Consider the following 7,822-nt stretch of genomic DNA (forward strand, 5'->3'; position numbering starts at 1 on the left):
AATTATTTAAATCTATGCTTAGCAATGGGCATTGGTTTGCTAATTAGCCAAATGAAGATTAATAAACATCCTCTTCCGATAAAACAACTTATAATAGACATTCTAGAGTCACTTCTCAGTAATAAAATCATTCTTCGATTGTGTTTAATTATTATTGTTTGTGGTTTAGTACTTACAAAAAGTAGAATGGGAAATATTGCTTTTTTTTCAGCGCTAGCGATCATCAGCTTATACGGATTTTTCTTTTATAAAAATAAGCCCCAGCAATTAAAGTTATTAATAGTTAGTTTTTTCGTTTTAGATCTCGTAATTGTTGGTGGTTTAATTGGCATAGGAGAAGTCAAGGATAGACTTAGTAATACTAGCTTTGTTGAAGAAACAAGAGATGAAGTTTATCGAGATTCAATTCTTATAATACTAGATAAACCAATCTTAGGCTCTGGTGGTGGTAGCTTTTATACTGCTTTTCCAGCATATCAATCCGAAGTGATTCTTGGTCATTATGATAATGCGCATAATGACTACATTCAATTTGCTGCTGAACTGGGGTTGCCAGTGTCGATTTTATTAGGTTGTCTTTTGATTTATTTATTATTTTTATGTTTAAATATAATCTCTACAAGTAATTGCAATTTTCAAAAAGGCATAGCATTCGGATGTATAACCTCTATTTTGATGATGTTAATACACTCTACAGTGGATTATTCCTTACAGTCAGGGGCAAATTCGATAACTTTCATAGCTATATTAGCAACTCTATTAAATGTCAGTAAATTGAAATCTGATGTTAAAAAGCGCAGACGCCAGTAAAAGGCCATTTATTTTTATAATCTTTATAGTCTTTATCGTATTTAATTTGACTACATACTAAGGTGTGTTTATCTAAAGCTTTTGCATCCATTAATGCTTTTGATAGAAGCTGTTCCTTTTGAGACGTAACTTTCAGCAGTTTAAAAAATAACATTTTGTCTGCAAATGTTAAGTTATCCCAAGAAAGCAATAAAATACTTAATATTCCATTGATAACATGTCGATTATAGTAGCCATTTACTAAAGCTTTCTGAATATATGTTCGGGTATCACTACTCATACCTTGAACAATTTCATTTACAGCTGCTAATTCAATCCATGTTACAGGCCAATAAGGTCTCAACTCAGTTGATTTTAAAAATAGTTTTACGACATTATTATAGTTTGCTTCTATTTCGAAATTGCCTGCGATTCCCCAATCTAATATACGCGCTTTAGTATCATAATAATGCGCATTATACTTATTGTTTTGTAAAGCAAAATTAATTTCATCTAAAGCAAGCTTGTATTCATCTTTATTATTAATACCTTTTTCAGAAACCCATTTGTTAAAAAGGTGCTGCGCATTTTCATAATGAACATCTGCAATTAAAAATGACAGACTTTTGATAAGAAAGCTCATGGATAAAGCGAAAAGAACGAATATGGATAAATAACGTTTTAACATAAAAATAAGTGTTTGGTTATTTCAGCAGGAGTTTTTACAAATAATTTTTCAGCATAGCTGTTGCCATAAACATTACTTATACTTGCGTAGGCATCGCTCAATATTGGTGGGCGTCGTTTTAAGTTATGAGCATCACTTGCAATTAAATCTGCATAGTCATTTTTTAAAATCCATTCAGATAATAGTTTCGGTTTTTCTCCAAAGACACCTGTCACGCTGCCCGCTGTGAGTTGAAATAGGCAGCCTAATCTTTTTAATTTTAATATAAGATCTGTGTTCTTTTGTATATCTCTGTTTCTTTCAGGATGAGCAATAACAGGTGTTATTCCCTCCTTAATCATCCACTTTATTAAATTATCGGCACCTAAAGGATATTGAGAGTGTGGTAACTCAAGTAACACAACCTTGCGTGATTCAAAGTTTCCTAGAAATGGCAAATCTCTTTTTTGCAACAAAGGAATAATTTCAGCGTCTATTCTGATTTCTGCAGAAAATGCTAACTGTATAGAAATATTGTTCGCTAAGGCAGCTAATTTAAATTGAAAGAATGCATCAAATATACTGTTAAGGGTATTATCAAATCGACCCAAATGTATATGTGGAGTTAACACCATGTGTGTGATGCCATCTTGTTCGGCTAAACGTAAAAGAGACAAAGCTTCAGCCTCGTCTCTAGCGCCATCATCGATACCTGGAATTAAATGACTGTGAATGTCATACATTTACGATTTATTTTCCTCACCATAGGCATAGTAATCATAATAGCCTTGATAATCTGCATAAGAATCTGCTTGCTTAATATCTACTTGGTTGAGTACAACTCCAGCAATATTTGCACGCGCCTCAATCAAGCGACCTAATCCTGATTTAACAAGGCCTATTCGTGTACTAGCAGATTTTACTACATAGATCACAGCATCAGCATTTTGAGAAATAACTAAAGAATCACTAACAGCGTGTGTTGGTGCAGTATCAATAATAATTTTGTCAAACCGACTTCTTAATCCTTCAAGCATCTTGCTAAACCTTGTAGAAGAAAGTAATTCAAGAGGATTTGGTGGGACTTGACCACAAGGCATTATATGTAATCCTGATTTTTCATCAATATATATGCAGTCTTCAAACTTGTCTGTACCCGCAATAAAGTTTGCAAGCCCTGGATGATAGGCTGGTATATTAAATCTTTTACATATACTAGGCTTTCGCATATCTGCATCAATAAGCAGTACCTTTTCAATTTGTGCTAATGAGAATGCTAAATTACTTGAAGTAGTTGATTTACCCTCACCCGGTACAGAAGAGGTAACCTCAATAATTTGGTTCTTCTTCTCCATTTGGCTTAAAACGAAACTAGTTCTAAATGTCCTAACAGCTTCCGAAAACTTGCGAGATTCTTTATCAAAGAATAAATAAGTATCAAGATCCGTTCCTTTTTTAACAACTTGAAGTGGTAGTAAGCCAAGCATACGCTGTGCTAGTTTGTTTTCAATGTCTAAGGCACTTTTAATTGTGTCGTTAAGAAGTGTTAAAAGTACTACTAGCCCTGCAGAAAAACCAATCGAAGCAAAAAGTGCAAGTAACAAGAGTTTTTTCTTATTTGGTTTAACTGGTATTGTCGGTACGAATGCCTTGTCGATAACTTTTGCTGTCTCAAGATTAAAGTCACTAGTAACTTCAGTTTCTTTTGAACGTGTTAGGAATGCATCATACAGGTTACGATTTGTTTCAACTTCACGTTTTAATTTTAGGTAATCTGTCTCTTTGCGAGTAATTTTTTGATATTCGACTCTTAACTGCTTTAGCGATACTTCAAGCGAAGTTACATTCGCCCTTGCACTTCTTACTTCTTTATTTATGCCAGATACTAATGATGAGACCTGTTGTTTAAGATTTTTTTGTAACGTATTTAGTTCAGCGACTGCTGAAATCATTTTTGGATGCTTTGGGCCATATACCTGAGAATATTCATTCACAGTTTTTTCGGCTTCCCGAACTAGCAACTGCACATCTTGAACAATAGGGTGTGATGTAATGGTATTCAAAGATAAAAGATGCTCTATGTCACTTGAACCTTGTTCGTTTATTATCCTTATAATATTTTCAAGCTTAGTTAATTCATTTCTTGCGATGACTAATTGTTCTGAAGTTTGTTCTAACTCACTTCTGATTAAGCTTATTGAACCTTCAAAATCTATTAAGTCTTCAGCCTCCCTATAAGCTTGCAAATTAGATTCAGAGTTATCTAATTGTACTCTCAAGGTAGATAGTCGATCACTTAACCATCCTGCAGCTTTCTGCGTCATTCCTGTTTTCTGGAGCACTTCTCTTTCGATATAAGTTGCGGTTAAAGTGTTTACAATTAAAGCTGCCAGCTCAGGATCGCCTGACTCATATGAAACGGTAATTAATCTCGTGCCATATTTTGGCTTCACGTCTAATGAATTATTAAATTTCTTAAGCATCAACTGCATTTTAAATTCTTCAGAGTCGATATCGACATCAACTCTAGAATCGAACAAAAATGGCAAAAGCTCTTTTAATTTAGAAGAAAGACCCTTTGATGGTTCATAGGTTCTAAACTCAGGGTATTGAGATAAGTTAAGTTTGTTTATTACATTTCTTGCTATTGTTTCTGATTTTAAGATTGCAAATTGAGTATCAAAATAATCTCTACGAGAAAAATCTACCCCGTATACTTGCTGAAAATTTACAGCTCTGGCTTGTTTAGACTCTATTTGTATTGTTGAAGTAGCTTGATATATCGGAGACAAAGTCATCAAGTACAAACCAACAAGCGTAGTGGTAAGAAATGAAAACAGAGCTATAGAAACAATACGTTTTTTTAGCGCATTGATAAATGGCTTGATATCAAAGCCGTCAGAGTTTACGTTTTCCATTAATACCTCTAGAAAAATCGTTGATCGATTTTAATTGTGTCACCAGCTGATACTTTAGTATCTAGAGTAGCTTTTAGTTGATTTGTGTTATTACCTTCTTTAAACAAAAAGACTTTATCTTCAGAAGCACGTTCTGTTAAACCGCCTGCAAGAGCGATAGCTTGATTAATCGACATGCCAGGATTATATGGGTAAGCACCAGGGTTTTTAACTTCTCCATGAATATAAAATGGGCGATATTCTATCACTTGTGCAAATACATTTGGCTTTATTAAATAGCCCTCTTTTAGGCCCTTAGTTACTAAATGTTCGATTTGTTTAACAGTCAATCCTGCTATTTTTATTTCACCTAAAAATGGATAGTTAATTTCTCCACTATTGCCCAAAAAAGATTCAACGGTAAGATCTTCTTGACCATAAACTTTTATAGATATTTTATCACCTGGCCCTAAAATATAGTTGTCCTGCGCTGCAATTGAAGGCAGGACAAAAAATAGAGCAAGGCAGACTAGCCTCAACATATTTAACCCTTAGAGTGACAAGCGTGTATTTACGCCAACAACATTCTTATCAAAATAAATATTATCGTTTGTTGAATCCTTATCAACAATTTCGATATAGAAATTAAAACCCACCCAACGTAACATTTGATAATCAATCGCAGCAGTTAATGTTAGTTCACTATCGTCACGATTTATCCCAACATATTTTTCGTCACTATAATCCACAGCTAACTGAGAAGATACTCTATCATTCCAATCATGTGTCCAAGCAACTCCTAATGTTGTTGCGTCAATAAAATCACCTTCAGTTAGCGTCTCATCAGCACTTTTCGATGTTGTAAAATCTAAACTAGAATAAGTTAAAGGTTGCCAAGTAACGCCAACTTCCCAACTAATGCCTGAATGCTTAGCACGTCCACTGTCATCAAACTCCTTTTCTTCATAACCTATTTTTGCACTGCCCGAAGTTAACGCTGTAGCTTCCCACTCTATGCCTACAGAAGCATTAATGTCATTGGAATCACGAGAAAGCTCATTTGGATTGGTCACATCGTAATTAACAGCAGTATTTTTAAGCTCAACGAAAGCATCACTGCCAGATTGGGTATTATAAATAAATTTTCCACCAAGCATTACATGTTCTAAATTTCTATACTGTGTTTGCTCTTTATAATTAAGGTAATCTTTATTATAGTATTCAGCCATAACAGCTAGTCGGCCGAAAGCTGACTTTGAACCATACTCATATTCACCAGATAAAGTCTGTTCAGCATAACGTATAGGTTTATCAACTGTATTACCCGTACCTTCGGTTAAACCTGTACCACGCTGCTCTGTAGTCCAATTTGCATCAAGATTTATATCAAAACGCGATTTTGAGCTTGGCTCGAAATGGCCACCCAAACCCAGAAAACCATCAACAAAATTATCGGTGCTATCTTCTGAATAAAAGCCCGATAAAATACCAACATCGATCGTATAACTGTTTACACCATCATCAAGTAAGAAGTTTACTGAAGGGTCAACTGTAAAAATTGCACTGCTTGTTTCATCACTTGAGCGACTATAAATATTGTCGTCATGTTTTAAACCTAGATCTAATAATGGCGTAACTATAAAGCCAGATTCCGTTCTAATTGCACCAGGCTCATTATTGGCTTGAACATTAAAAGATAATAACGTTGCAATTGCGCAAGTTAAGATGCTTTTTTTCATTATTATTTCCTTTACTTAGTAGGCATTTTTACCTACAAACCCTTTAAAAAACGTTAATAAAATAATTTTTATATCAAACCATAAAGACCAATGCTTGATATAAAATAAATCGTGTTCAACACGCTTTTCCATTTTTTCTAGCGTGTCTGTTTCGCCGCGCCAACCATTAATTTGTGCCCAACCAGTGATGCCGGGTTTTACTTTATGGCGCAGCATATAAAATTCGACCTTTTGGCGGTATTCTTCATTATGTGAAACAGCATGTGGGCGTGGCCCCACTATCGACATTTGCCCTGTAATTACATTAAAAAATTGGGGTAATTCGTCTAAACTTGTGCGCCTTAAAAATGCGCCAAATTCGGTGATACGTACATCGCCCTTTTTAGCTTGAGTGACTACATCGCTATTTTCCATTACCGTCATGGAGCGGAATTTCCACACCCGTATTTTTTCACCACCTAAGCCATAGCGATCTTGTTTAAATAGGATTGGGCCTTTCGAAGTGAACTTAACGCCAAGGGCAATTGCAATTAATATTGGTGAAATAAACAATAAAATGAGAAGGCCTACAACGATGTCTTCTGTACGTTTTACAAACTCTCTTGCGCCTAAATAAGGCGACTCAAACACACTCAAGGTATCTACATCGCCAATATGCTCAATACGAGCATGAATTAGATTAGAAAGTAAAAAGTCTGGAATAAAGTGAACATCTACTGTGCTATTGCCCAGCTTTAGTAAAATATCAGCGATGCGCTTTTCGGCTTTAAAAGGCAATGCAATAAACAATACACTGATTTCGCCACTTTTTGCTTTTTCAACGGCAATGTCTATTGCCCCTTCAACATGGAAATGTAAATCTTCAAACAGGCGTTCTGGCTTTCTGTCTTCATAAAAACCAACAAACTCATAGCCTAGTTCATCGTGCTGTGTTATTTGATTAAATAAATTAGCACCTGCTTCGGTAGCGCCAATTATGGCAACTTTTTTTGTGCTCAGCCCCAATCGGCGGCGGTTTTTTTTGTATGTGCGAACAACAAAGCGGCTTAAAAACAAACCAAAAAAACAAAAGGTAAACCACAATACTAAGGTTACGCGTGATAACTGTTCGGTAAATTTAAATAAAAAAGCAACTAAAAATAAAACACTAAATGCAAGAAATAAACACGCCCAAGAGTTAAATACCATTTCTCTAAACTTACCAGCGCGCCAAGAACGGTATAAATTAAGTAATTCGGCAGTATAAAGGTAGGCTACCAGTACACAACCTAAAACAATAAAATAACCTTGTTTTATGTCAACACCATAAAATAATCCTGCCGCGAATAACGTAATAATAATTACGCTAAGATCGGTAGCACGATAAAGGTTTGCACCTGAATTACTAGATGGTTTGAATGTACGGGAAGGATTCACCCTACCTCCATGTAGTTAATAAACTGTGTTGTAAAACCGCGCTATTATATGCAATTTGATATTAAAAAAAAATGAAAACAACCAAAAAGGTTGTATTTTTTTATAACCACTTAATATATGAAGGTTATTATTTTTTTAAAATTTTATATACGTTATTACACTTTATAAGGTTTAAACGTAAAGTTAAGCTCAGATAGAGCCACTTAATAAGTAAGTGGCTTCAATCTTATAAATGAGTTATTGCTTGTAAAACAGATTGAACAATATGCTTTGACGTTTGTTCTGAATCACTTTCTACATAACATCTTAGCTCG

7 protein-coding genes are annotated in these 7,822 nt (G+C 34.7%); 1 reads left to right on the forward strand and 6 read right to left on the reverse strand.

Features of this window, described 5'->3' with window-relative positions; genetic code table 11:
* The coding region (locus ABYD77_RS16320) for an O-antigen ligase family protein (protein ID WP_372771169.1) at positions 1–810 on the forward strand (810 nt) is incomplete at its 5' end.
* On the opposite strand, the gene ABYD77_RS16325 is transcribed toward ABYD77_RS16320, so the two are convergent.
* Genes ABYD77_RS16325 through ABYD77_RS16350 form a run of 6 tightly spaced genes read right to left on the reverse strand, consistent with a single transcriptional unit; the run spans position 788 to position 7,508 of the window.
* Positions 788–1,432: a hypothetical protein gene (locus ABYD77_RS16325; RefSeq protein ID WP_372771170.1), complete on the reverse strand. Its 645-nt coding sequence runs from the start codon at positions 1,430–1,432 to the stop codon at positions 788–790. The two genes, ABYD77_RS16320 and ABYD77_RS16325, sit on opposite strands and share 23 nt — an antisense overlap.
* A gap of 38 nt (positions 1,433–1,470) precedes the next feature.
* Entirely contained in the window at positions 1,471–2,199 is a 729-nt protein-coding gene (locus ABYD77_RS16330; protein ID WP_372771171.1) for a tyrosine-protein phosphatase, read from the reverse strand.
* The gene (locus tag ABYD77_RS16335; RefSeq protein ID WP_372771172.1) at positions 2,200–4,374 is read right to left on the reverse strand and encodes a GumC family protein; all 2,175 of its coding nucleotides are present in this window, start codon (positions 4,372–4,374) and stop codon (positions 2,200–2,202) included.
* Positions 4,375–4,382: 8 nt separating this feature from the next.
* The gene (locus tag ABYD77_RS16340; protein ID WP_372771173.1) at positions 4,383–4,895 is read right to left on the reverse strand and encodes a polysaccharide biosynthesis/export family protein; all 513 of its coding nucleotides are present in this window, start codon (positions 4,893–4,895) and stop codon (positions 4,383–4,385) included.
* 9 nt (positions 4,896–4,904) lie between these two features.
* Complete coding sequence (locus ABYD77_RS16345; protein ID WP_372771174.1) at positions 4,905–6,092, reverse strand: outer membrane beta-barrel protein; 1,188 nt, start codon at positions 6,090–6,092, stop codon at positions 4,905–4,907.
* 15 nt (positions 6,093–6,107) lie between these two features.
* Complete coding sequence (locus tag ABYD77_RS16350; protein ID WP_372771175.1) at positions 6,108–7,508, reverse strand: undecaprenyl-phosphate glucose phosphotransferase; 1,401 nt, start codon at positions 7,506–7,508, stop codon at positions 6,108–6,110.
* Positions 7,509–7,822: the final 314 nt, after the last annotated feature.

Source organism: Pseudoalteromonas sp. (assembly GCF_041629635.1).
Taxonomy (GTDB): domain Bacteria; phylum Pseudomonadota; class Gammaproteobacteria; order Enterobacterales; family Alteromonadaceae; genus Pseudoalteromonas.